Below are 23,799 nucleotides of genomic sequence, written 5' to 3'. Positions count from 1 at the left end.
CGGCCGATGGCGGCACGTCACGAGAGGCAGAGGGCCAATGCGCACCATCTCCGCGACGCTGGCGCGGCTGCACATCGACCCCTACATCGCGGCGATTCTCTGTTCCGTGGGAATCGCCGCGGTGTTCCCGGCCGGCGGCTCCCTCGCCGCGGGCCTGGACCGCGCGGGCACGGTCGCGATCACCTTGCTGTTCTTCCTCTACGGTGCGCGGCTGCGCACCGTGGAGGCGCTGGACGGGCTCCGGCACTGGCGCCTGCACGCGGCGATCTCGTCCGTCACGTTCCTCGTCTTCCCCGTACTGGGGCTCGCCTGCGCGCCGCTGACCCCGGCACCGCTCAGTGAGCCCCTGTACGCGGGGGTGGTGTTCCTCTGCGTCCTGCCGTCCACCGTGCAGACGTCGATCACGCTCACCTCCATCGGACGGGGCAACGAGGCGGGCGCGATCTGCAGCGCCTCGCTGTCCAACCTGCTCGGCGTCGTCCTCACCCCGCTGCTGGCCGCCGCGCTCATCTCGGCGGGGGACGGCGGGTTCTCGCTCGGCTCCGTCCGCGACATCGCGGTCCGGCTCCTGCTGCCCTTCCTGCTCGGCCAGGCCGCCCAGCGCTGGATCGGCGACCAGGTCCGGGCCCGCCGGCGGGCGCTGTCGCGCTACGACCGCGCGGTGATCCTGCTCGTGGTCTACACGGCCTTCAGCAAGGGCGTCGTCAACGGCGTCTGGAACGACCTCGCGCCGGCGGAGCTCGGCACTCTGACAGTCGTCGTCGCGGCGTTGCTCGCCCTCGCGCTCGCGGCCACGGGACTCGTCTCGCGCCTCGGCGGCTTCTCCCGGCCCGACCACGTCGCGATCCTGTTCTGCGGCTCCCAGAAGAGTCTGGCGAGCGGCCTGCCCATGGCGGCGGTCCTGTTCGAGGACGCCCGCGTCAGCACGGTCGTCCTCCCCCTGATGCTCTACCACCAACTCCAACTAGTGGTGTGCTCCTGGCTCGCCCAGCGCTTCGCGTCCCCCGAGCCCAGCACCGTCACCGCCTGAAAAGGACGTCATGCACCGCCTTCTCATCACCTTTCTCCTGGCCGTCGCCGCCTTCACCGCCACCGGCGCGCACGCCGCCTCGGCCTCCGCGGCTAACCCTCCGAACATCGGCGTGAACGCCCTGAACACCTACAACAGCGGCGACGACGCCGGAAACGACAGCTGGCTGGAGATCGACCGCTCCCTCAACATCGCCAAGGGCGACGGCAGCCCCGGCAGCGACATCATCAACGAGGTGAGCGGCGCGTCCAGCGGGATGTCCCCGGGCTCCTCGAACGGCTCCCTGACCGGCACCTCCACCGACCTGGCCCCCGCGGAGTCCGACGACGAGTGAGCGGGCCGCCGCCATGGTCGAGGCAGTGGTCAGACCAGGAAGACGAGCATGGCGGCGACCGCCACGTCGACCACGCCGCAGGCTTCGGCGTAGGAGCGGGACACCACCTTGCCGAGCTTCAGGTGGACGGCGTCCCACACCCCGTGGAGGAACCAGCCGGCCGCCACCAGGTAGCGGCCGAGATCGGGGTCCACCGCGAGGCCCGCGAACGCGATCGCGCCGAACCCGAGCATCCCCGCCGCCTGGACGCCGAAGACGGCCCGCCCGTTCGGCGCCCCGGCGACGGCCCCCCAGACCAGCAGGACCAGAGCGGCGGCCACGATGACGGCGGACATCGGGACCGCGTCCAGCGCGCCGATCACGACCATGGCCGCGACCATGGCCCCGATGACGGGCCAGGACGCGCCGCGCCGGCCGATCCGATCGAGGATCAGGTATTCCAGGGCCAGCAGGAGTATCAGCTCGCCGAACCCGGACACCGCCTCGTCCAGGTCCCCGAGCCCGCCGACGAAGATGAGCGCCGCGGCGGCGAGGGCCACCGCCGTCGGCCAGCGCCGAGCCAGCGCGTGCCCCCGGCCACGATGCGTGGTCTCCTGTCCTTGCACGGGTTCCTCCTCTGGTTGGCGACGCCTTTCACCCTCGGGCGGCGCGAAGGTCCCCGGTAGTGACGGACAAGCACGTGCGCGAATGACATCTGTCATGCGGATACAGGACAGATGACACCCGCCCGGGAGGCCCGTCCGCTGGAACAATGACGGTGTGCGCACAGGGGCCGACGAGACGGGGCTGGCGGGGTTCCGCCGCTACACCTGGTGGGCGGTGCCGGGCACCAACGTGGGCGTCCTGATCCTCTTCACCGGCCAGTGGATCCTGGACGGCGACGTGCCGATCCAGCCGCGCGTCCTCAGCGCCGCCGCGCTGCCGGTGCAGGTGGCGGCGGTCGTGGCGCTGCTGAACGCGCGGTTGTCGGCCGGCGCGCGGCCCCGCCCGCCCGCGGGCTGGCCGGCCGCCGGAGCGCTGGCCGCGCTCGTGCTCGCCGCCTGCCCCCTCGCCGCGCGCGACTACGGGCTGTGGCCGATCGCACCCGCGATCATGACGGCGGTCGCCGCGACCTATCTGGACCGCCGGAACCGGCGCCGGCTGATCGCCGTCGCGGTCCCCGCCGCGGCGCTGCCCGGCATGCTCGTCAGCCTCCTGAGCGGGGACGGCGACCTGCCGTACGCCGCGCTGTTCCCGCCCGGGATCACCGCGTTCGTCATCTGGGCGGTACTCGGCCCCCTGTGGGCCTGGGACATCGCGGGACGGCTGGACGAGGCGCGCCGCCTGTCCGCCGAACTCGCCGTCAAGGACGAGCGCCTCCGGTTCGCCGCCGACCTGCACGACATCCAGGGCCACCACCTCCAGGTCATCGCCCTGAAGAGCGAGCTGGCCGCCCGGATCGCCGAGACCGACCCGCGGCGCGCCGCCGCCGAGATGCGGGACGTCCGGGAACTGGCCGCGGACGCCCTCCGCGACACCCGCGCGGTGGTCCTCGGATACCGCCGCACCAGCCTGGACGACGAGATCGCCAACGCCACCCGGATCCTCGCCGCCGCGGGCATCGACGCCGGCACGACCGCGGAGCCCGCCGCCGTCGGCGACACCGCCCGGCACCTTCTGGGCCTGGTGATGAGGGAGGCGACCACCAACCTGCTCCGCCACAGCCGGGCGCGCAGCGCGTCCGTCGACTACCGCGTCACCGGCGGCGTCGCCCGCCTCCGGGTGGGCAACGACGGCGCGTCCGAGCCCGGCGCCGCCCCCGGCACCGGCCTGCAGACCCTCGCCGGCCGGCTGCGGACCGCGGGCGGCGACCTCACCTGGACCCGCGACGGCGAACGCTTCGAGCTCGTGGCGTCCCTGCCCGCCGCGACCGGCGAGGCCCGATGATCCGGCTCCTGATCGCCGACGACGAGGACCTCCTCCGCAGCGCCCTCGCCTCCCTCCTCGCGCTCGAAGACGACCTCGCGGTGGTCGCCGAGGCGGCCACCTCCACCGACGCCGTCCGCCTGGCCCGCGAGCACGCTCCGGACATCGCGGTCCTGGACCTGGAGATGCCGCCCGCCGACGGCCTGCGCGCCGCGGAGGAGATCAGGGCCGAACTGCCGACCCAGATCGTCCTGGTCACCCGGCACGCCCGTCCAGCCGTCCTGCGCCGCGCCCTGGCCGCCGGGGTCCGCGGCTTCGTCCCGAAGACGACCTCGGCGTCCCGGCTCGCCGAGATCATCCGCGATGTCGCCGCCGGCCGCCGCTACGTCGACCCCGACATCGCCGCGGCCGCGCTGACCGAGGACGACTGCCCCCTCACCGACCGCGAACTGGAGGTCCTGCGCGCCGCCCGCACCGGGGCCTCGGTCAACGAGATCGCCGCCGAGGTCCACCTGGCCCCCGGCACCGTCCGCAACTACCTCTCCACCGCCATGGCGAAACTCCAGGCCCCCACCCGCCACGCCGCCGCCCACCGGGCCTGGCAGCAAGGCTGGATCTGACGCACGCCCCGCTCGCCGGGGGCGGCACCTACGTCCGTGGGCGGGGACGGGCCTGCTGCTCCGTCTGTAGTCGCGGGTCGAAGACCGAACGTCAGGCTGAGGCTTCGGGACGCCGCGGTCCCTAGCGTCGAATCGGCGGGTGATCCCGTCCTTGTTCTCGAACCGGTGCCGCCGGAAGGCGGACGTGATCAGACGGGCGGTCATGATGATGGCGGGTTTCCGAAGCGTGCCCCCTGTGCTCAGGGGCGTGTGCACCGCGCTCGCGGCGGTCTCGGCCACGGGGGCGCTGATGGCGTGCCGTTCGCCGCACGAGCCCGCGCCGCTGACCGTGCGCGTGGACGCCGGAAGCGTGCGGGGCATCGCGAAGGGGGAGGCTCGGCAGTTTCTCGGCATCCCCTACGCCCAGCCGCCGACCGGTGCCCTGCGCTGGACGTTGCCGCGCGAGCCGCGTCCTTGGAGCGGTGTGAAGGACGTGGGAAAGCCGGGGAAGGACTGCGCGCAGGGCTCGCCGGGGCCCAAGAACCCGTCCAGTGAGGACTGCCTCTATGTCAACGTCACGGCCCCGCGCGAACACCACGGTTCCCTGCCGGTGATGGTGTGGTTGCACGGCGGCGGCTTCACCCAGGGGAGCGGGAAGGACTACGACGCCGTCCGGCTGGCGACCGAGGGCAAGGCCGTGGTCGTCACGGTGAACTACCGGCTCGGGATGTTCGGCTACCTCGGACTTCCCGGGCTGGCCGGGTCGGGCGACTTCGGGTTCGCCGACCAGATCGCGGCGCTGCGGTGGGCGCGGCGCAACGCCTCGGCGTTCGGCGGGGACCCGCGGAACGTCACCGTCTTCGGCCAGTCGGCGGGAGCGATGTCGACCTGCGCGCTGCTCACCTCGCCCGCGGCCAGGGGACTCTTCGACAAGGCGGTCATCTCCTCGGGCTCGTGCGGGCTGCGCTGGCCCGCCGGCGGCCTGTTCCCCGGGGCGCCCGCCGACCGGCCCTACGTCCCCGTCGCCCAGGGGCAGGACGACGGCCTCGCCGCCGCCGAGGAACTGGACTGCACCGGCGCGGGCGCCCTGGCCTGCCTGCGCGGCAAGACCACCGCCGAACTCCTCCCGCACTCGCCGTCCTTCGCCGACCACCTCGCCTACGGGACCCGGCTGCTGCCGCGGGACCCCGCGGTGGCGCTGCGCGCGGGCGCGTTCGCCCACGTTCCGGTGCTCATCGGCGGCACCCGCGACGAGGCCCGCTCCTTCGTCGCCGGCGCGATCCAGTACGACCCGGAGCTGATCACGGCCAGGACCTACCCGCGGCTGCTGAAGGAGGCGTTCGGACGCCACGCGGGCAGGGTCGCCGCCCGGTACCCGCTGTCGCGGTTCCCGTCCGCCGGGCTGGCCTGGGCGACGGTCCTGACCGACGCGTCCTGGGCCTGCTCGACCCTGGCCGGAGCCCGCGACCTCGCCGCGCGCACGACCGTGTACTCCTACGAGTTCGCCGACGAGGACGCGCCCAACGTCAACGGCCTGCACGTCCCCGACGTCCCGCAGGGCGCCGCCCACGCCACCGACCTGCCCTACCTCTTCGACCTGGGCGGCAGGGACCTGCTGGTGAACCGCGAGCGCAAGGGACTGGCCCGGACCATGGTCGGCTACTGGAGCGCCTTCGCCCGCACCGGCGACCCGAACCACCGGGGCGCGCCGCGCTGGCGGCCCGGCACCGCGCCGCTGAGCCTCGCGCCGGGCGCGATCCGGACCGTCGACGCCGCCGCGGAGCACGACTGCGGGTTCTGGGCGACGACGGCCCGGTGACCCCGGCGGGGCTCCCGGTCGCGGGACGTCGCCGGTCGTGCGCGCTGCGATGATGGGCGGGCCGCCTCCGAGGGAGCCTCCATGACGATCAAGGTGCTCGTCGCCGACGACCAGGATCTGGTCCGGGCCGGATTCTGCATGATCATCGATGCCCGCGACGATCTGGAGGTCGTCGGCGAGGCGGGCGACGGCGACGAGGCCGTCCGGGAGGCCGCCCGCCTGCGCCCCGACGTCGTCCTGATGGACGTGCGGATGCCCGGTACCGACGGCATCGCCGCCACCCGGCGGATCACCGCCGCCGCCGACCCGCCCAAGGTCGTCATCCTCACCACGTTCGACCTGGACGAGCCGCTCTACGCCGCGCTGCGGGCCGGGGCGAGCGGCTTCCTCCTCAAGGACGTGCGCCCGCCGGAACTGGCCGACGCGGTCAGGGTGGTCTCCCGGGGCGAGGCGCTGCTGGCCCCGACCGTGACGCGCCGGCTCCTCGACCGGTTCGTGGCCGTCCAGCCCGCCGAACCCGTCCGGCCCGCGAGTCTGGCCCGGCTGACGGACCGCGAGGTGGAGGTGCTCACGCTGGTCGCCCGCGCCGCCTCCAACTCCGAGATCGCCGGGTACCTGTCCCTCGCCGAGGCGACCGTGAAGACCCACGTCTCGTCCGTGCTGCGCAAACTCGGCGCCCGCGACCGCGTGCACGCCGTGGTGATGGCCTACGACCTCGGTCTCGTCCACCCCCGCCCCTCACTCTGAAGTCGCATCCGCAAGACCCCCCGCGCGACCGAGGCCCGGTGGATTCGCAGCGTCCTAACCTGATCACAAGAAGTGAGCGGGTCAGGCCATCACCGGAGGCGGGCGATTCCATGTTCAGGTCACGACGGGTGCACGAGGACGAAGAGTGGGAAGGCGTCGTCGCCGGCAAGTCCCGCAACATGCCGGACGGGTCGAATCTCTACCACTACCTCAAGGTCACCTTCACCGACGGCAAGACCAAGAAGATCCGCGTCGACGGCTCCCTCTGGAACGCGGTGAGCCCCGGCGACGAGATCGTCAAGCGAGCCGGATCCGACCCCGCCAAGAAGTAGCGGCGCCGAACCCACGATCGATCATCGGAGGAACCACATGCGCAAGGTCGTGCTCTACCACCTGATGTCGCTGGACGGCGTCGCCTTCGAGGACGGCGACTGGCTCGCGGACGACGGTCCGCAGCTCGTCGACTACCTGAACCGGGTCATCGCCGCACAGGACGACGTCCTGCTGGGACGCGGAACGTACGACTACTGGGTCGGGCACTGGCCCAAGTCGGACTTCCAGCCGTTCGCCGACTTCATCAACGGCACCCACAAGCACGTCGTCACCTCCAGCGCGTTCAGCGAGGAATGGGCGAACTCCACGCGGGTCACCACGGACGTCCACGACTACGTCACCGCCATGAAGGGGGAGCCCGGCGGCGACATCGGCCTCCACGGCAGCATCGAACTGGCCCGCTCGCTGCTGCGGGCCCGGCTCGTCGACGAGTTGCGGCTGGTCGTCGCCCCTTCGGTGGTCGGACACGGCAGGCGGGTGTTCGACGGCGACGGCGTCCAGCCGTGGAGGCTGACCGAGGTCGAGCGGGGCAAGAACGGCACGCTTTTCCTGGACTACAGCCGCTGACGGGTCGCCTCGGGCGGTGGGCTCGTGCGGCCCCTGCGGCTCGCGCGGGTCCAGGGCCAGGTGATCAGGGCCCAGCCGAGCAGGATGACCAGCGCCTCGACCAGCACGTACCAGGGCCAGGGCCCCATCAGGTCCAGGACCGAGCCGGTGCCGGGCTTGGCGTTGAGGTACCCGTAGTTCGTCCCCGCGCTCAGGTTGAAGACGAACGTGGCGACGGCCCACGCCACCGTGACGGCGACCGCGAACCCGTAGCCGCCCCGGTCCGGCCGCATCCCGAGCCCCCAGGTCAGGTACACCGCGGACCACACGATCATCAGGTGCATCCCGAAGAAGCCCAGATAGTCGATGCCGGGATAGTCCGCGCCGTTGAGCGCGGGGGTGAGCAGGCCCTGGACCGACAGGGTGAGGCCCCAGTAGTACGTCAGCGCGAACCAGCGGCGGCCGAGCGTCCACAGCGCCCCCACCGAGGCCACCCAGGCCACGTCGCACAGTTGCAGGGGCAGCGAACCCCCGAGCCGCCACTGCCCGGGGAGCAGGGTGTGCGCCTGCGTGCCGATCATCACGTACACGATCGCCAGCGCGTACGCCCTGCTGAAGCCGCGCGCCTGGCCGCCGAACTCCGAACCCGGCTCCGCGCCCGCCCGCTGGGCGCGTCCGAGGAGCACGAGCCCGGCGCAGCCGATCGCGAACAGGCCGAGCGCCGCCCAGTGCGAGGGCCCGTACGGGGCGAAGCGGCCGTCGACGGTCAGCGGCATGCGGCGATGCTAACCGCACCGGCGGCGGCTCGGCGCCGTCGCGGCGCCGGTCTCAGAGCAGGGACGCGGAGTGGTCGGGGACGTAGGTCTGCATGTCGCGCGGTGGGCGCTCGTAGCCCTTGGGGGGCGGCCGCTCGGGAAGCGCCAGGTCCGGCGGCTCGACGGTGCGGTAGGGGATGCTCGACAGCAGGTGAGCGATCATGTTGATCCGGGCGCGCCGCTTGTCCTCGCTCTCCACGACGTACCAGGGCGCCTCGGGGATGTCGGTGTGCACGAACATCTCGTCCTTGGCGCGGGAGTAGTCCTCCCAGCGGGTGATGGACTCCATGTCCATCGGCGACAGCTTCCACCGCCGCATCGGGTCGGCCAGGCGGCTGCGGAAACGGCGCTCCTGCTCGGCGTCGCTCACGGAGAACCAGTACTTGCGCAGGAGGAGCCCGTCCTCCACCAGCAGCCGTTCGAAGATGGGGCACTGGTGGAGGAAGCGCGTGTACTCCTGCTTGGAGCAGAAGCCCATGACGCGCTCGACGCCCGCCCGGTTGTACCAGGAGCGGTCGAACAGGACGATCTCCCCGGCGGCGGGCAGGTGCTCGACGTAGCGCTGGAAGTACCACTGGGTCCGCTCGCGGTCGGTCGGGACGGGGAGCGCGACGATGCGGGCGACGCGGGGGTTGAGGTACTCGGTGACCCGCTTGATCGTGCTGCCCTTGCCGGCCGCGTCCCGCCCCTCGAACACCACGACGACGCGGGCGCCTTCGCTGCGCACCCACTCCTGGAGATTGACGAGCTCCGCCTGGAGGCGGGCGAGTTCCGGCTCGTACACGCTCCGGGGCAGCCGCTTGACCTTGCTCATGGGGAGATCCTTACCCCGAGGAGGGACGCGTTCTCCGCCCCCGGCCAGGTCAGGTTCTCCCGGTCCAAGCCCGATGCCCGTGGGGCGGTGCGCGGCCGGGGGCGCTGATGGATGATGGCGTCATGGAGCGAGGCCGTGCCGTTCTGATCGTGACGTGTGGGGTCGTGGTGGTCCTGGCCGTGGTGCTCGGAGCGCTGAGCTGGGAGCAGGCGAACAAGATCGCGACGTCGGCGTCGGCGCTCGCGGGGGTGGCCGCGGTGGGCGTCGGGGGGTGGGCGGCCTACGCAGGTTCGGCGAGGCGCGGCGTCCGCGTCGCGGACTCCGGCCGGGCCGTCTCGGGCCCCGGCGGCAACGCCGTCAGCGGAGTCCGGGCGCCGGCGGGGCAGGGCCCGGGGGACATCGCGGTGGAGCGCACCGGTGACGCGGACGCCTCGGCCGGGGGCGACGCGGTGTCCGGAGCCGATCTGACCGACGACTGATCGGGTGGCGGTGAAGAAGCCGAGAGGGTCGGTCCGAGGGTCCGGTGCGGCGAGCGCCGACCACGGCGGCGTCGCGATCTCCGGGGTCCACATCGGCGACGTCCACACCGCCGCGTCGCCCCTGGCACGGTCGGCGTACCTGCATCAGGTGCGGAGGATCGCTCCCGCGCGGCTGCTGGACCGCGACGACGAGCTCGCGGAACTGGCCGATTTCTGCACCCGGGATTCCGGGCCTTCGTGGGCGTGGTGGCAGGCTCCGGCCTGGTCGGGCAAATCGGCGCTGCTGGCGTGGTTCGTCCTGAACCCCCCGCCGAAAGTGCACGTCGTGTCCTTCTTCGTGACCGCGCGTTGGGCCGGCAACAGCGACCGGGCCGCGTTCGCGGACGTGGTGCTGGAGCAGCTGGCGGAGGCGGCCGGGCAGCCCGTCCCCGCGTTCCTGACCGACGCCAATCGCGAGGCGCACCTTCTCGGCCTGCTCGACGAGGCCGCTGCGCGGTGCCGGGAGGCCGGTGCGCGCCTGGTCCTGGTGGTGGACGGGCTCGACGAGGACCGCGGGGCGACGACGGGGCCGGACGCGCACAGCATCGCCGCGTTCTTCCCCGTCCGGCCGCCCGAGGGCGTGCGGGTCGTGCTGGCCGGCCGCCCGCACCCGCCCGTCCCCTCCGACGTCCCCGACGACCATCCGCTCCGCGATCCGGGGATCGTCCGGTCCCTGGCGCCGTCGGAGGCGGCCCGCGTGGTCCGGGTGGACGCGGAGCGGGAGTTGCGGTCCCTCCTCCACGGCACGGAACTCGCCAGGGATCTGCTCGGACTGGTCGTGGCGGCCGGCGGCGGGCTCACCAGTGGCGACCTGGGAGAGCTGACCGGCGTGCCGGTCGTCGACGTCGACGACCGGCTGCGCGCGGTGACCGGGCGGACGTTCTCCACCCGGGCGAGCCACCTGCGGCCCGGACCTGGCAACGAGGTCTACGTCCTCGCGCACGAGGAACTGCAGGACATGGCCGTCGCCCACCTCGGCGAGGAGCGTCTGGAGGCGTACCGGCAGCGGCTCCACGCCTGGGCGGACGGCTACCGCGGCCGGGGCTGGCCCGCCGGGACGCCGGAGTACCTGCTGCGCGGCTACCACCGGCTGCTGGCGAGCCGCGGCGATCTGCCCCGCACGGTCGCCTGCGGGACGGACGGGGCCCGCCACGACCGGATGCTCGACATCACCGGCGGCGACGTCACCGCCCTCGCCGAGATCGGCGCCGCCATGGACCTGATCTGCGCTGGTCCGGAACCCGATCTGGAGGCCATGCTCGCGCTGAACATCGCCCGGGAGCGGCTGACGGAGCGCAACGCCGAGATCCCCGTCGAAGTGCCCGCCGCCTGGGCCGGTGCCGGCCGGCCGGCCCGTGCCGAGGCGCTCGCCGGCTCCGTACCCGACCCGGACCGGCGGGCGCGGGCTCTGACCGGGGCGGCCAGGGCCGCGGTGGCGGTCGGCGACCTCGAGTGGGCATGGCGCTTCCTCTCTCAGGCCGAGGTCGCGGCCCGTTCCATCGCCGGTCCGCGGTGGCGGACGGCCGAACTGTCCGGGATGGTCGAGGTCGCTGGGGCCGCAGGCGACCCGGGGGCGGCACGGAGGCTCGCCGAGGAGGCCGCGGGCGCCGCCCGGTCCGGGCCCGCGTCCGATCTCGACTCGCAGGCGGAAGGGTTGGCCGGGGTGGTCGCCTCGCTGGTGGCGGTGGGAGAGCGCACGCAGGCCGAGACGATCGCGCGGTCCATCCCCGAGTCGTCCTGGCGGAGGATGGCACTCGCCGACGTGATGGCGGCCGCCGGCGAGTTCGACGAGGCGGCGACGCTCGCGGACTCCCTCCCCCTTCCGCGGTGGCGTGCGGAGAAGATGGCCGCGGTCGCCGCGGTCGCCGGGGCCGTCGGTGATCCGGAGTGGGCCCGGCGGCTCGCGGACCGCGCCGAGGCTATCGCTCGTTCCCCGCTCGACCCGCAAGAGCGGGGAGCCGTCCTCGCGGCGGCGGTGGAGGCCGCGACGGCCGCCGGTGACCTGGAGCGGGCCCGGCGGCTCATCGACCAGGCCGTGGCGGTCGCCCGCACCATCGCCAACCCGTACGGGCAGGGGCAGACGATGGCCGGGGTGGTCAGGGCCGCCGCCGGCGCGGGACGGCACGACCAGGCCGCGGCCCTGGCCGTCTCCATCGCCGACGACCACTGGCGGCCGCGGACCCTGGTCGAGGTGGTGAAGGCGGTGGCCGCCACCGGGGAGTTCGACGAGGCCGAGTCGATCGCCCGCTCCGTCCTCCACCAGAGCCGGGCGGCCGCCGCCCTCGCCGAAGTGGCCGGGGGCGCGGGGGCCGCCGGTGATCTGGAGCGGGCCCGGCGGCTCGCCGCCGACGCCGAGACGCTCGCGCGTTCGGTCTCCCTTCGTCCCTGGTTCGGTGCGGTCCTGATCGAGGCCGTGGGAGCCGCCGGTGATCTGGAACGGGCACGGCGGCTCGCCGACGAGGCCATGGGCGCCGTCCGCTCCGAACGCGACCGTCGCGGGCAGGCGATGCGCCTGGGCGAACTGGTGCGGGCTCTGGCGGCGATCGGGGAGCGCCGCCACGCCGAGACCATCGCCCGCGCCGTCCCCGACCCCTACCGGCAGGCGCGCGCGCTGGTCGAGGTGGCCGAGGCCGCGGACGCCGCCGGGGACCGGGCACGGGCGCGGCGGCTCGCGGCCCAGGCGGTGACGGCCGCCCACCTGGTCGCCGACCCGATCTGGCAGTCGGAGGCCTCGGGCGCCGCGGTCGCGGCCCTGGCGTCCTTCGGTGACGTCGACCAGGCCGCGGCCGCCGCCGACTCGGTCCCCGACCGGAACCGGCGGGCCGGGGCGCTGGCCGCGGTGGTCCGGTCCGCGGTGGCCGGCGGCGACGCGGAACGCGTCCGCGCGTGCGTCGACCGCTTCGAGGCCGCGCTCTCCGACGTCTCCGACCCGATCGCGCTGGCGTCGGCGCTGACCCGGGCGGTGGGGGCGCCGGCCGGGCGGGATCCGCACCGTTTCGCCGACCGGGCCGAGGCCGCCGCCCGTGCCGTCCCCGATCCCGGCAGGCGCGACATGGAGTTGAGAACGCTGGCCAGGGCGGTCGCCGCCGCCGGTGACCTCGACCGAGGGGAGGACATCGCCCGTTCCGCGACGTCACCGGGGGAACGGGTGATGGGGGTGACCGAGGTGCTCAAGGCGGCGGGGGCCGCTGCCCCGCCCGCGTGGGCGCGCCGCCTCATGGACCAGGCCGAGGACACCGCCCGGTCGAACCCCCTGCCCGTCCAGCGGGCGAACGCGCTGGCGTGGCTGGCCGAGGGGGCGGTCGCGGTCGGCGATCTCGACCGGGCCGAGGCCCTCGCCCTGGAGATCTCCCATACCGGCTGGCAGGCGCAGCGGTTCGTGCTCGTGGCCGAGTCGGCCGCGCCGGACAGGGCGCGGCGGCTGCTCGCTCTGGCGCTGCGCGCCGCCTCGTGGTCCCTGAGTCTGAAGGCCCTCGCGAGGGTCGAACCCGCGGCCGTCAGCGCCGCGGTCGATGACCTCTGGACCGGGTGACGCACGGCGCCGACCGAGCCGGTTCCGCCCCGCCTACGGGGTCGCGGACTCCAGATAGGGCGCGAGCAGTTCGTGGGCGAGGCGGCGGGCCGCGCGTTCGGCGAGGCCGTCCTCGATCATCCGCGTCAGGGCGTAGACGATCGACTGGACGAGTTCGGCCGTCCGGTCGGGGTCGGAGGCGCCGTGGTCCGTGAGGGCCGCGCGCAGCGGCGTCTGGAGTTCGTCGTGGAGCAGCCGGCTGGAGTTGGCCAGCGTGTCGGTGCGTCCGGTGGCCGCGAGGGCGCGGGCCAGCGCGTGGTCTCCGCGGGCGACGAGGCGGAGGTTGGCGTAGACGTAGGCCAGGACCCGGTCGCCGGGCGTCCTGGCCTTGCCCATCTGTGCCTCGACGAAGGCGGACCAGCGGGGGAAGGTGTCGACGATGAGGGCGTCGAGCAGATCGTCGCGGGACTTGAAGTAGGCGTACACGCTGGAGCGGGCCAGCCCGGCCCGGCGGGCGACGTCCGCCAGGCCGGGGGCCCGCTCGGCGTCCTCGGACAGCAGGGCGCGGGCGGCGTCGAGCAGCGCCGCCCGCTGCGCGGCGCGGTGCTCCGCCACGGTCGGCGCCTGGATCTTCGGCACGCGGCCCCCTCCCACCGGTCCCGCCGTACTCGCCGGACGGCCCGGCCGGGGCGTCAGGCGAGCGCGGCCAGGCGTCCGTCGATCATCTCGTACACGGTGTCACAGTGTTCGAGAACGTCGTGGTCGTGGGTCACCATGATGGCCGCCACGCCGCGCTGCTCCGCCTCGCGGGCGAGCAGCCGGACGATCTCGTGGCTGCGCGCCCGGTCCAGGGCGGCCGTGGGCTCGTCCACGAGCAGCACGCTCGGCCCCGTCACCAGGGCCCGGGCGATGCCGACCCGCTGCCGCTCCCCGCCGGACAGCTGATGGGGGCGCCGGTCGGCCTTGTCCGCCATCCCCACGTCCTCCAGCAGCGCGAGGGGGTCGCGGCCCGAGCGGGCGCGGCGCGGGCGGAACCGCAGCGGAAGCCGGAGCTGGTCGGCGGCGGTGAGCGCCGGGACCAGGTTGCCCGACTGGAAGACGAACCCGACGTGCTCCCGCCGCAGCCTCGCCCTGGCCCTCGCCCCGGCGGCCGTGATGTCGAGCCCCGCGAGCGTGACCGTGCCCCGGTCCGGGCGGGCGAGCCCGCCCGCGACCGCGAGCAGGCTCGACTTCCCGGCGCCGGACGGGCCGACGATGGCGGCCAGCTCTCCGGGGCGCACCGCGAGATCGACGTCGTCGAGGGCCTGGACGGTCTCGGAGCCGTCGCCGTGGCGGAGGCAGACGCCCTCCATGACCAGGCCCGGGCGGTCGGTCGCGCCGGCCTCGGGCGGCCCGGCGGTCGGCGTGGTCCGGCCGGTCATCGGTTGCCTCCAAGGGCGGTGGCCGGGTCGATGGACGCGATCCGGGCGACGGCGGCGCCGGCGCCGGCGAGCCCGAGAAGGACGAGCCCCGCGGCGGCGGCCGTGACGCTCGGGGCGCTGAGGGCGAACGGCATGCCGCCGCCGGTGATGAGCGAGCCGAGGCCGACGCCGATCCCGGCGCCGATCGCGACGGCGGCGACGAGCAGGAGGAACGCCTGGGTGAGCGCGTCGCGGAGCAGCCACCCTCTCGACGCGCCCATGGCGCGCAGCACGGCCACCTCGTGCTTGCGCTGGATCGCCCAGACGGCGAAGAACGCTCCGACGACCAGGGCGGAGATCGCGTACAGGAACACCTGGATGAGCTGGAGCGTGGACGTCTCGGCCGAGTAGCCGGGCGAGGCGCCGTAGGAGTCCTCCAGAGCGAGGCTCTCGGTCCGGGCGGCGGCGTCGCCCGCGGCGAGGTCGACCGAGGCGCCGGGCTTCGCGCGCACCGCCACGGCGGTGATCTCCTGCGCGGCGTGCGCGGGCACCGGGTCGCCCGGGGCCGCTCCGGCCTTGATCAGCTGCCAGGTCCGCAGGGGGACGTAGGCCACGTCGACATGCCCGAAGGTGTTCTGCCGGGGCGTGGCGCCGACGACGCGCAGCCTCGTCCCGAGCCGGGCGACGGTGATCGTGTCGCCGATGCGCAGCCCGGCGTCCAGGGCCGTGCTGCTGACGACGACACCGTCCGCGCTCCCCAGGCGCGAGCCCTCGCCCACGCCGGGCGACAGGAACGAGTCCGGCGCCACCCCGAACAGCGCGAGGTCGATGTCCACGCCCCGGTCGCTCTTGGTGTTGACGAGCGTGTTCCCGTAGGGCGCCGCCTCCGCCACACCCGGCCGCCCCCGCCAGGCGTCCACGGCGGACACGTCCACCACGCTCCGGGAGAAGGCGGAGTCGTGCTGGACGCCGCGCTCGAACGCGAAGGAGGTGACCGGCAGGTTCTGCAGCCCGGACACGCCGTCCCTGACCAGCCCCACCGACAGCCCGGACAGCATGACCATGAGAACCGCGATCAGGCCCACGACGGCGCCCATCAGCCCGAACCGGACCTTGGCGAACCGCAGCTCACGAAGCGCGAGGAACATCAGCCCCACACCCCGGCACTTGTCGACATCATGTCGTCAAGATACCAACACGGTGTCGCTAACCTGCCCCGGGGGCCATGGGTGGCCCGGAGTGCGGTCAGGTCTCGTCCGGGGCCGGGTCCTGTGTCCGGTCGTAGTGGTCGAGGATCCTCGCCATCGTCGGCAGATCGATGCGGTCGGCCCCCTCGAAGCGCGAGCGGACGACGTCGGGGAAACCGGCCGGCGTCGTGCATCTGATCGAAGAGAGCGACAGGGAGGAGCCGTCACCCAGCACCACGTCACCCGTGCCGTCGGCAGGTCGCCCGACGACGAGAACGGCTCCGACGTCGGAGTACTTCGGCACGCGGTGCGGTTGCCTGCTGTTGACCCGGTAGACCCAGTCGAACCGGGCGCTGGCGAGTTCCTCGATCTCCCGCACGCCCGAAGGAAAGGACCGCCCGTCCCGGAGGAGTTCTTTGTAGCCGACATCCTGGTACAACCCGGGGGGCCACGTCGTCGTGGAGACCAGCAGCACTTTGAATCCGCACACGACGGCGACGGAGAAGGGGCCCTTCTCCAAGCGAAAGAAGCGAGCGGCCGGAAGTTCGGAGGGTAGATCGCCGAGCCCCGGCAGCCGGGAGTCCTCGTAGGGCTCGCCGAACCAGACCGTGCTCGCCGCGGTTCCGGCGATCGCCCGGCACCGCGCCCAGTCGCTCAGCATCAAGGACTTCATCCCGGACTCATAGGAGTGGATCCACCTGGTGCTGAAGGCGGTCGTGAAGGAGACCAGGCCGGCGAGGGTCCAGAACAGCATCAGCCAGCGATCGCCACCGGCGCCGGTCACTGCCCGGACGCCGTAGAACAGCAAGGCGATGAGCAGGGCGACCGCGGTCAGCAACCCTCCGAACAGACCCGGCCGGTCCGGCAGATCATCTCCCTGCCCTGCCGAGGACCGCCGATCCGGGTAATCCCATTCGGAGATGGTCATCGCGCCCAGTGCGTAAGCGCCGACGACGACGCAGAACAGCGTGAACCAGCTGTGGCGCGCGGGCAGTTGGTACCAGAACTGACAGGCATTGATCAGGAACCACGCGGGAGCGGACGCCATCGCCGTCCGCACGATCCAGGCGCGCGGCTCGCGGACCTCGGGCCAGGTGAACAGCTCCGGGTCGGGTCGCCGCCCCTTCGTCGCGCGGGGGCGCGGGATCGGGGATGGGGGCGCGTCGCCGGGGCGTCGGTCCGAGGCGGTCTCCCGCGTACGCGCCGGAAGGGGTCGAGCGCCGGTGGGCCCGTCCAGGCCGTCGCGAAGCGCGGTGAGCCGGTCGCGGAGCAGGGCCGCGTCGGGCCTCTCGGCCGGATCGACCGCGAGCAGTCGCAGAAGCAGCCGCTTCAGCCGCGGTGGGATGTCGGGGTGGGCCGAGCAGAGTTCCCGGGAGATGCCGTCCGGCGACGTGCTGGAGGCGTGCTTGCCCGTCAACAGCACGAAGAGGGTGCGGCCCAGTGCGTACATGTCGGCACGAGCATCGATCGCGCCGGGGGACTGCTCGGGCGCCATGTACTCCGGGGTCCCGGAAACACCCCGGACGGTGATGGCCGTCGTTTCGGGCAAGCGCGCGATGCCGAAATCGCAGATCTTCACGCCGCCCCCGGCCAGCGCCATGAGATTGCCCGGCTTGATGTCCCGGTGCACCAGGCCTTGGGCGTGCGCGTACGCCAGCGCGTCGGCCACCTCGATCGCGAGGTCCACGACCCGGTCGACGGGCAGGCCCCCGGGGCTGGCGTCCAGGAGGTCCCGGAAGCTCCGCCCGTCGAGCAGTTCCATCACCACGTACGGGGCCCCGTCGTGCCTGCCGAGGTCGTAGACCGCGGTGATCCCCGGATGCTGGAGCCTCCCCGCGGTCCTGGCCTCCCGCCGCAGTCGCGCGAGCAGTTCCGGCGCCGCGTCCGAGGGCACGTCCACGGGCACGAGTTTGATCGCCACCCGGCGTTCCAGTTCCAGATCGAGGGCCGACCAGACCTGCCCCATGCCGCCCTGCCCGAGCACCTCCACAAGCCGATATCTCCGGTTCAGCTCCTGCCCAGGTCGCGGCACCACGTCCCGTTCCCGCCCTTCGCCGTCACCCGCGCCGCACGGTCGGCCGATGCTGCGGTGAGTGATCTTCCGTGTACTCAGCATGAGTCTTTCCGGAAAACGCCACCGCGTCCAGAGCAAGAGCGGACGGCGCGTGCGGGCTGCGAGGACGCCTGGAGCCGGACGGCCCGTCAGTACGCTGAGCACTACGGGACCGCCGACCGGCCGCGGTGCCGGTGGGAGCCCAAGCCGACAGGCGCGCGCGAGGAGCCGACGAATGCACTCAGCCCTGGACGAAGGGGCCCACCCCGGTGTCGCGCGGGAAAGATTGCGGCACGTCTACTGGATCGGCGGCGGCAGTGGGGCCGGGAAGTCGACCATCGCGCGGCGCATCGCCGGCCGGTACGGGATGCGCCTGTACGACACCGACGCGGTCATGCCCGACCACGCCCGCCGCATGCCCGCCGAACGGGCTCCCTACCTGCGCGACTTCGCGGCCATGGACATGGACGAGCGGTGGGTGGCCAGGAGCCCGCGCGAGATGCTCGACACCTTCCACTGGTACCGGGGTGAGGGATTCGACCTGATCGTCGAGGACCTTCTCGCCCTTCCCGCCGACCGCCCGGTGCTGGCCGAGGGGTTCCGGCTGCTGCCCGACCTCGTCCGGCCCCTGCTCACCGAGATCGGCCACGCCGTCTGGCTGCTGCCCACGCCCGGGTTCCGCCAGGCGGTGTTCGACGACCGCGGTGGGCCCGCGTGGGGGTTCGTCGCCAGGACGGCCGACCCGCCGCACGCGCTGCGGAACCTGCTCCAGCGCGACGCCATGTTCACCGACCGGCTCACCGAGCAGACCCGGGACCTGGACTTGAACGGGCTCAGAGTGGACCCCACGGTCACCGAGGAGGACCTCGCACGCCGAGTCTCCGCGGCGTTCGGCCTGGACCAGTAGAACGAGGGAACGACGGCCCGGCCGTCCGCGACGTCCGGACGGCCGGGCCTGGCGGGTCACCCCTTGACGGTCAGCAGCGGCCGCAGCTCGACCACCGGGTCCGCGACGCGGGCCCGTCCCAGGCTGGACACCACGGGGCCGATGTCCTTGTACACCCACGGCGCCTCCTGCTTGAGGTCGCGCCGCCAGGCGGCCATGACGTCCGCGCGGCGCGCCACCGCGGGATCGCGGTGGTCGAGGGGCGTGACCACACGGAACTCGGCGAGGAACGCGTCGAGCTCGGCGTCGCCGGCCCGGGACGCCGCCCCGCGCGGAACGCGGCGTCCGGCGCCGTGGCACGCGCTCGCCAGCGTCCGCGGGTTGCCGTGCCCGCGCAGCACGTAGCTGGCCGCCCCCATCGACCCGGGCACGATCACCGGCTCGCCCCACATCGCGTACGGTCCGCCCGCCATGTCGGCGTACCCGCCCGCGGGCGTCGCGCCCTTGCGGTGCACCACCGACCCGTCGTCGTCGCGCCACAGCAGGTTGTGCGGGGCGTCGTAGACCAGATCGGCGGAGAGGGCGCCGCACTCGGCGGCGAGCCCCTGGCGCAGCATGAGCGAGAGGAAGAACCGGTTGCCGACCGCGAAGTTCGCGGCGTTGCCGAACGCGTCGAGGTAGCGCCGGAGGACGGCCTCGTTCCGCTCGCCGAGGAGGATCGGAAGGATCTTGTTGTCCGGCTTCGGGACGCGTGCGGGCCAGGCCCTCCTCGCCTGCTCCAGGCCGTCGGCGTTGGCCTGGTGCCCCAGCGAGAGCGAGCCGCTGTGCACCATCAGGACGACCTGCCCGAGCTCGAACCCCCAGGCGTAGGCGGCGTGCCGGTCGTGGACCGACGCGACGTACTGGAGCTCGGCGAAGTGATTGCCTCCACCGACGCTGCCGATGATGCTGTCGTAGCTGGTGCCGCCCGCGCTGTCGATCCAGTCGCGGAACGGTTCGGCGGTCGTGGCCGGGTACCGCTCGCCGTGGATCCGGCCCGGCCGCCCGTCCTCGGGCCGGTGCTGCGACCAGACTCCGCCCGCGCGATCGCCCGGAACGCCGAGCAGGCCGGGCAGCCCGTCGCGCAGCAGGGCCTCCCGCTGGACCCCCGACAGCGCGATCCGCCGGCCGCCCTCGAAGAACAGGTGCCGCAGCCGCCCTTCCAGCGCGTCCAGGCGGGGACGGACCTGGTCGACGGTGAGCGAGGTCGTCTCCAGCCGCATGCCGCAGTTGACGTCGTTGCCGACCGCCTGCGGGATCAGCGCGCCGGTGGTCCGCAGCACGGTGCCGATCGGGATCCCGGCACCCTTGTGCAGATCCGGGGTGAGCGCGACGCGGTCGATGCGCGCCTCCCCGCCCCCGGTCGCGTCGGCGAGCCGCGCCAAGGTGCCGGCGGTTTCGAGCACGGTGAGGACCTCCTCGACCGCGCCGGGCTCTATCGGCACGTCGGCGCCGGCGCAGATGTCGACGGGGACGTCCCAGCGGTTGGGGAGATGGAGCCAGTCGTCGTCAGTACGGACGAGGCGAGAATCCTGCTGGAGCGCGGTCATGAGCTTCCCTGGTGGCTGCTGTGTTTCGGGCATGGGTCACAGACGTGGTCGTCCAGAACGGACGCACGGGACATCGCTCAGCAGGCGATGGACTCCCCGAGGTTCAGCAGCCGCGAGGTGGGACGAACAGTAGCCGGGCCGCGCAGCCCGGCCAACCGAATATGCGTTCCGGACGGCCGCGCGGGCGGCCACCTGGCGGCACGCGAACGGCGGGGAGGCAGAGCCTCCCCGCCGCCGGGTCACTCAGAGTCGGCCTTCCGACTCTGGATCACCGCCGCCCCGCAGGAGGCGACGAGGATCAGGCCGATCGCCGCCGACCCCAGCGGGCCGGGGGCGGTGTGCGCCGCGAGCATCCCCAGGAAGGTCCCGAGGAGGGTCCGCAGCGGGGAGAGCATCACGGTCGTGGACGCGAGAAGGCCTCTGCCGTAGGCCTTCACCATGACGACTCCGTTGAGAAGCGAGAGGAACATGCCGCTGCACGCGCAGATCAGCAGATACAGCCAGTAGCCGTCCGTCACGCCGGTCCAGTCGCTCTCGAACGCCCACGCGCCCAAAGCGAGGATGACGAAGGCGGGGATGGAGGCCAGAGTGTTGATCTTTCCGCTGACCTCCGTGCCGAACACCTCCATCTTCCTGCTGTAGTAGGCGTACGTGGCCGCGGTGAGGAACAGGATTCCGAGGCCCAGCCCCCAATCCGGAACGAGCCGGCCGAGGACGTGGATCCGCGGTATCGCGTCGGTGAAGGCCCGTCCGCCCGCGCCGCCTGCTCCGCCGGCCGTGTCGGCGGCCAGGGTCCAGATGCCGAGCCCGGCGAGGACCGGCCACATGGCGGTCGAGTATCTCCCGTTCCTGGCGTCACGCACGACCCTGGGGCCGACCAGGAAGATGGCGCTGAACAGGAACGAGAGGGGCTGCAGGAGTTGTAACTGAACCCACCTCAAGCCGTTCTGGTAGGCCATGTTGTTCACTCCCATGCTGATGCCCAGGAGGAGGGACGGCATCCATACGGACCAGTGGCTTCGCAGCGACGGTCTGAAGAACAGCCACAGGACCGGCGTGCCGAAGAACACCGAGACGCAGGCCGCCGTCATCGGTCCCACGTTCTCGGTCACGCCCGTGAGCGCCAGGATGAAGCCATTGGCGACACCCGCCGCGTTCGCGGTCATGACCATCGCGAGCACCCTCTTGTCCGCAGCGCGGAGATCGCTTGACAGCGTCCCCAGATACCTGCGGACGCCTGCGAGGAGATCTCGCGGGCGCCAACTTTTCCTTGTCACGGGAACCCCTTTGTTTGTTGGGGCGCACAAAGGGATCCCGGTGACGTCTGCCCCGGCCCTTCGTGCGCCCGCTTTCGCGGACGACTGAAGAGCCAGGGGCTTTTCAGTTTTGATTGCGCGGCGATCTTATCAGGAGGGTTCCCGAGGAAAGGGGGGCAGAATCCGCCGGAGAGGCCGCCCGCCCGAGCCGCCCGGCGTGGTCGCGCCGCCGCCCGCGCGGGTGGAGACAAATGTGGCCAATGCGCTGTTGACTCGAAGGTCGTCGTTGCTATCTGTTGAAGATCGTAACTTTCCGACGGGTTCGAGAGGCGCGCGATGGGGGCTGGCGGATCGGCGGGGGCACGGGGGCGGCGGGCGCGCGAGGACGCGCTGGAGCTGGCGCGGCGGTCGCGGGAGGCCTACGAGCTGGCCGGGCGCTTCGAGGCCGCGGCCGAGGCGGAGCGCCGCGTCGCCGCGACGCTGCTGAGCCTGACGGCCCTGGGCTGGCGGTTGCTGGTCGACCGGCGCTGGCCGGGCTCACGGTCGGCGAACGTGGACATGATCACCGTGGGGCCGGGCGGGGTGTTCGTCATCGACGTCAAGCGCTGGCGGGACGTGCCCCGGGTCGACGACGGTCGCCTGACGGCCGGTGCGCAGGACCGCGACGGTGAGGTCCGCAAGCTGCTGGCCATGACCCGTACGGCGGAGGAGCAGGTGGCGGCGCTGGGACTGTCCCCGGTCGCGGTGCGTCCGCTCATGGTGTTCGCCGGCCACCGTCTGGACACCGAACTCGGCCGCGTCCGGCTGCTCGGTGACCCCGATGCGGTCAACGCCCTGGTCGCCGAGCCGAAACGGCTGACTCCGGCCATGGTGCGCGCGGTCACCGCGCATCTGGAGGAGGCCTTCCCCGCCTACGAGACCACCGTGCTGGACGAGCGGCCGCGTGCCTCGACGTCGTCGGACACGGAGGGGGAGGCCTTGTTCGCCGTGGAGGAGGTGGAGCAGGCGGCCATGGAGTCGCTGCTCCACGCGCCGATCGAGCAGTGGATGACGTTCTTGCACGCCGACCAGGTGGCTCTCGCGCGCCGCGACTGGAGCGGCCCGGCGCGTATCAGCGGCCCGGCCGGAACCGGGAAGACCGTCGTGGGTCTGCACCGCGCCGCGCACCTGGCGGCCCGCGGCACGGGTCGGATCCTGTACGTCACCTACGTCAACAACCTGCCGCGGGTGCAAGGGCAGTTGTTCCGCCGGATGGCGGGGACGTTCGCCGACCGGGTGGAGTTCACCAGCCTGCACGCCTGGGCGCAGGCGTTCCTGGCCGATCGGGGCGTCCACGTACCGCTGAAGCGCGACCGGGCCGCGGACGCGTTCTCCCGTGCCTGGGTGAGCGTGGGCCGCGACAGCCTGCTCACCGAGATCGACCCCAATCCCGGGTACTGGGAAGAGGAGATCCATTACGTCATCAAGGGCCGGGGCCTGTCCAGCCTGGACGAGTACCGCTCCGTCGCACGGTACGGCCGCCGCACCGCGCTGCAGACGGCGCACCGGGAGGCGGCGTGGCTGCTCTATGAGGAGTACGAGATGCTGCGCGGCGAACGCGGCGTCTGCGACTTCAGCGACGTGCTGCTGGCGGCGCTGGCGGAACTGAGCGAGCGCCCGGCCGATCCGCCGTACGCCGCGGTGATCGTCGACGAGATCCAGGACCTCACCCTGACCGGCGTCAGACTGCTGAACGCCCTGGCCGGGGACGGCCCGAACGGCCTGCTGCTGATCGGGGACGGGCAGCAGGCGGTGTATCCGGGCGGGTTCCGGCTCGGTGAGGCGGGGATCGGGATCAAGGGCCGCGGCGCGGTGCTGCGCACCAACTACCGCAACGCCGCCGAGATCCTGCAGACCGCGATGGAACTGGTCTCCGACGACCCGTTCGACGACCTGGACGGTCCGAGCCCCAACGGCCGCCGCAGCGTCGACCTGACCTACCACGATGGAAGGGTGCTGCGCGTGGAGGCCGCCGACGGGGCCGACCACGACCAGCGGCTGGTGGAGGCGATCAAGGAGCTGGCCGACGGCCCTGGCGCGTTCGCCGACATGGCGGTCCTGTGCCGCTCGTTGAAGGAGATCGGCGACTACCACCGGCTGCTGACCCGCGCGGGCATCCCGGTCCTGCGGCTGGAGAACTATGACGGGCGTCCGGTCGACGCCGTCAAGCTCGGCACCTACCGGCGCGCCAAGGGTCTGGAGTTCAAGTACGTCTTCCTGCCCCACCATGACGCCGACCTGCCCGCCTCGACCAAGGAGGCCGCCGCCGACCAGGAACGCGCCGAACTCGCCCGCCGCCAGCTGTTCGTCGCCATGACCCGCGCCCGCGACCTGCTCTGGCTCGGCTCGGTCACCGGCACGTCGGGCCGTGCCCGGCGAGAAGATCGCCGATCTCGGTGAGCACCCGCCGGAGGAGCG

At 73.1% G+C, this 23,799-nt stretch carries 21 protein-coding genes; 12 read left to right on the top strand and 9 right to left on the bottom strand.

Features of this window, described 5'->3' with window-relative positions:
• Positions 1 to 37 precede the first annotated feature (37 nt).
• Both BJY14_RS17680 and BJY14_RS17675 read left to right on the top strand, forming a co-directional pair.
• A complete protein-coding gene (locus tag BJY14_RS17680) occupies positions 38 to 1,030 on the top strand; it encodes a bile acid:sodium symporter family protein (protein ID WP_179844622.1) in 993 nt (330 codons plus the stop codon).
• Positions 1,031 to 1,040: 10 nt separating this feature from the next.
• The gene (locus BJY14_RS17675) at positions 1,041 to 1,364 is read left to right on the top strand and encodes a hypothetical protein (RefSeq protein ID WP_179844621.1); all 324 of its coding nucleotides are present in this window, start codon (positions 1,041 to 1,043) and stop codon (positions 1,362 to 1,364) included.
• Between the two features lie 29 nt (positions 1,365 to 1,393).
• Here BJY14_RS17675 and BJY14_RS17670 read toward each other — a convergent pair whose 3' ends face one another.
• On the bottom strand, positions 1,394 to 1,969 hold the full coding sequence (locus BJY14_RS17670) for a hypothetical protein (protein ID WP_179844620.1): 576 nt from the start codon (positions 1,967 to 1,969) through the stop codon (positions 1,394 to 1,396).
• A gap of 154 nt (positions 1,970 to 2,123) precedes the next feature.
• Here BJY14_RS17670 and BJY14_RS46545 point away from each other — a divergent pair, with 154 nt between their 5' ends.
• The 6 genes from BJY14_RS46545 to BJY14_RS17640 all read left to right on the top strand — a co-directional run bounded on the left by BJY14_RS46545 (position 2,124) and on the right by BJY14_RS17640 (position 7,334).
• Positions 2,124 to 3,290: a sensor histidine kinase gene (locus BJY14_RS46545; protein ID WP_312879286.1), complete on the top strand. Its 1,167-nt coding sequence runs from the start codon at positions 2,124 to 2,126 to the stop codon at positions 3,288 to 3,290.
• Positions 3,287 to 3,889, top strand: coding sequence for a response regulator transcription factor (locus tag BJY14_RS17660; protein ID WP_179844619.1), 603 nt, complete (start codon positions 3,287 to 3,289; stop codon positions 3,887 to 3,889). Before BJY14_RS46545 ends, BJY14_RS17660 begins: the two co-directional genes overlap by 4 nt.
• Positions 3,890 to 4,124: 235 nt before the next feature.
• Complete coding sequence (locus tag BJY14_RS17655; protein ID WP_312879284.1) at positions 4,125 to 5,687, top strand: carboxylesterase/lipase family protein; 1,563 nt, start codon at positions 4,125 to 4,127, stop codon at positions 5,685 to 5,687.
• A gap of 81 nt (positions 5,688 to 5,768) precedes the next feature.
• A complete protein-coding gene (locus tag BJY14_RS17650; protein WP_179844618.1) occupies positions 5,769 to 6,434 on the top strand; it encodes a response regulator in 666 nt (221 codons plus the stop codon).
• 128 nt (positions 6,435 to 6,562) lie between these two features.
• A complete protein-coding gene (locus tag BJY14_RS17645) occupies positions 6,563 to 6,766 on the top strand; it encodes a DUF7489 domain-containing protein (RefSeq protein ID WP_218905447.1) in 204 nt (67 codons plus the stop codon).
• 37 nt (positions 6,767 to 6,803) lie between these two features.
• On the top strand, positions 6,804 to 7,334 hold the full coding sequence (locus BJY14_RS17640; RefSeq protein ID WP_179844616.1) for a dihydrofolate reductase family protein: 531 nt from the start codon (positions 6,804 to 6,806) through the stop codon (positions 7,332 to 7,334).
• Here the strand turns inward: BJY14_RS17640 and BJY14_RS17635 are convergent.
• Both BJY14_RS17635 and ppk2 read right to left on the bottom strand, forming a co-directional pair.
• Positions 7,322 to 8,089, bottom strand: coding sequence for a YwaF family protein (locus BJY14_RS17635; RefSeq protein WP_179844615.1), 768 nt, complete (start codon positions 8,087 to 8,089; stop codon positions 7,322 to 7,324). The genes BJY14_RS17640 and BJY14_RS17635 overlap by 13 nt on opposite strands.
• Before the next feature lie 52 nt (positions 8,090 to 8,141).
• The gene (gene ppk2 / locus BJY14_RS17630; RefSeq protein ID WP_179844614.1) at positions 8,142 to 8,942 is read right to left on the bottom strand and encodes a polyphosphate kinase 2; all 801 of its coding nucleotides are present in this window, start codon (positions 8,940 to 8,942) and stop codon (positions 8,142 to 8,144) included.
• A gap of 122 nt (positions 8,943 to 9,064) precedes the next feature.
• Here ppk2 and BJY14_RS17625 point away from each other — a divergent pair, with 122 nt between their 5' ends.
• Both BJY14_RS17625 and BJY14_RS17620 read left to right on the top strand, forming a co-directional pair.
• A complete protein-coding gene (locus tag BJY14_RS17625) occupies positions 9,065 to 9,421 on the top strand; it encodes a hypothetical protein (protein WP_179844613.1) in 357 nt (118 codons plus the stop codon).
• 10 nt (positions 9,422 to 9,431) lie between these two features.
• Positions 9,432 to 12,992 carry a hypothetical protein gene (locus BJY14_RS17620; protein WP_179844612.1) on the top strand — a complete coding sequence of 1,187 codons (3,561 nt, stop codon included), beginning with the start codon at positions 9,432 to 9,434 and terminating at the stop codon, positions 12,990 to 12,992.
• A 33-nt stretch (positions 12,993 to 13,025) separates the two neighbouring features.
• Here BJY14_RS17620 and BJY14_RS17615 read toward each other — a convergent pair whose 3' ends face one another.
• The 4 genes from BJY14_RS17615 to BJY14_RS17600 form a co-directional block, all read right to left on the bottom strand.
• Entirely contained in the window at positions 13,026 to 13,610 is a 585-nt protein-coding gene (locus BJY14_RS17615; RefSeq protein WP_179844611.1) for a TetR/AcrR family transcriptional regulator, read from the bottom strand.
• A gap of 53 nt (positions 13,611 to 13,663) precedes the next feature.
• The gene (locus BJY14_RS17610) at positions 13,664 to 14,392 is read right to left on the bottom strand and encodes an ABC transporter ATP-binding protein (RefSeq protein ID WP_179844610.1); all 729 of its coding nucleotides are present in this window, start codon (positions 14,390 to 14,392) and stop codon (positions 13,664 to 13,666) included.
• Positions 14,389 to 15,519, bottom strand: coding sequence for an ABC transporter permease (locus BJY14_RS17605; protein WP_179844609.1), 1,131 nt, complete (start codon positions 15,517 to 15,519; stop codon positions 14,389 to 14,391). The genes BJY14_RS17610 and BJY14_RS17605 overlap by 4 nt, the downstream gene beginning before the upstream one ends.
• 97 nt (positions 15,520 to 15,616) lie before the next feature.
• Positions 15,617 to 17,593: a serine/threonine-protein kinase gene (locus tag BJY14_RS17600; RefSeq protein WP_179844608.1), complete on the bottom strand. Its 1,977-nt coding sequence runs from the start codon at positions 17,591 to 17,593 to the stop codon at positions 15,617 to 15,619.
• A gap of 253 nt (positions 17,594 to 17,846) precedes the next feature.
• Here BJY14_RS17600 and BJY14_RS17595 point away from each other — a divergent pair, with 253 nt between their 5' ends.
• Positions 17,847 to 18,518: a shikimate kinase gene (locus tag BJY14_RS17595; protein WP_179844607.1), complete on the top strand. Its 672-nt coding sequence runs from the start codon at positions 17,847 to 17,849 to the stop codon at positions 18,516 to 18,518.
• Positions 18,519 to 18,574: 56 nt separating this feature from the next.
• Here BJY14_RS17595 and BJY14_RS17590 read toward each other — a convergent pair whose 3' ends face one another.
• Together BJY14_RS17590 and BJY14_RS17585 are read right to left on the bottom strand one after the other, a co-directional pair.
• Positions 18,575 to 20,086: an RtcB family protein gene (locus tag BJY14_RS17590; RefSeq protein ID WP_179844606.1), complete on the bottom strand. Its 1,512-nt coding sequence runs from the start codon at positions 20,084 to 20,086 to the stop codon at positions 18,575 to 18,577.
• A 239-nt stretch (positions 20,087 to 20,325) separates the two neighbouring features.
• Positions 20,326 to 21,258, bottom strand: a complete 933-nt coding sequence (locus tag BJY14_RS17585; RefSeq protein ID WP_179844605.1) for a DMT family transporter — start codon at positions 21,256 to 21,258, stop codon at positions 20,326 to 20,328.
• A 420-nt stretch (positions 21,259 to 21,678) separates the two neighbouring features.
• Between BJY14_RS17585 and BJY14_RS17580 the strand changes: the two genes are divergently transcribed.
• Positions 21,679 to 23,781 (top strand): nuclease-related domain-containing DEAD/DEAH box helicase, encoded by a 2,103-nt coding sequence (locus tag BJY14_RS17580; RefSeq protein ID WP_179844604.1) that lies wholly within the window; start codon positions 21,679 to 21,681, stop codon positions 23,779 to 23,781.
• The last annotated feature ends 18 nt before the right edge of the window (positions 23,782 to 23,799 follow it).

The organism is Actinomadura luteofluorescens (assembly GCF_013409365.1).
In the GTDB taxonomy this organism is placed as follows: Bacteria; Actinomycetota; Actinomycetes; order Streptosporangiales; family Streptosporangiaceae; genus Spirillospora; species Spirillospora luteofluorescens.
Note: the sequence above shows the minus strand (reverse complement) of the source record. Positions and strands in the feature narration are given on the sequence as shown.